2 protein-coding genes are annotated in these 804 nt (G+C 70.0%); both read left to right on the top strand.

Annotated features, from left to right (window positions below):
• On the top strand, nt 1–336 hold a 336-nt coding region (locus tag AC2JF9_RS08025), incomplete at its 5' end, for a hypothetical protein (protein ID WP_500726754.1).
• Nucleotides 333–804, top strand: a 472-nt coding sequence (locus AC2JF9_RS08030) for an FAD-binding oxidoreductase (RefSeq protein ID WP_500726756.1), incomplete at its 3' end; no start/stop codon positions are given. The genes AC2JF9_RS08025 and AC2JF9_RS08030, both read left to right, overlap by 4 nt.

Raw genomic sequence — 804 nt, forward strand, 5'->3', positions numbered from 1 at the left:
ATGAAACGTGAGGCAAGGGGCAAGCGTCCCCAATTCTACGACGATCCCGCGCTGGACCAGATGATGTCGATGATCGTGGTCCTCGCCGGCGAGGTCTCCGTCCTGCTCGACGAGCTTGACTCCCTGAAGCGGGTCCTGGCGGGCCGGGGAATGGATGTCGCGAAGGAGATCGACAGCCTGGAGCTGGACGAAGCCGCGCTTGCCGAACGGGAGGCGCGCCGCCAGCAGATGCTGAAGCGGCTCTTCTACCTCGTGCGCAAGGAGGCCGCCGAAGCCGGGCGCAGGGAAACGGGCGAGGCCTATCTGAAAACCATAGCCGAGATCGCCACGGGATGACGGCCGGGCAGAGCGATCTGGCGGGCCGGCTCCGGGGCCTGCTGGGCGAAGGCAACGTCCTGACCGGCGCGGCGGCCGAGCCGTTCGCCACCGATGTCTATCGCCGGCTCGCCACCCCCTGCGCCGTCGCCCGCCCCGGAAGCGTGGAGGAATTGCAGGAGACCGTGCGGCTCGCGGCAGCCGCCGGCACGCCCTTCGGCGTGCGGGGCGGGGGCGCATCCTATACCGACGGCTATCTCCCCGCGGAGGACGGCCACCTGGTCATAGATGTCGGCCGGCTCGACCGGATCGCGATCGACGAGGACGAAGGCCGCGTCACGGTCGAGGCCGGAGCGACCTGGAAGGCGTTGGCGGACGCGCTCGCGGCGCGGGGCTTGCGGACGCCGTTCAAGGGGCCGTTCTCGGGCCTTCGCGCCACGGTCGGCGGATCCATGTCCCAGAATGCGATCAGCCACGGCTCCGGCGCGT

It is taken from the genome of Lactobacillus sp. C449L, assembly GCF_059900815.1.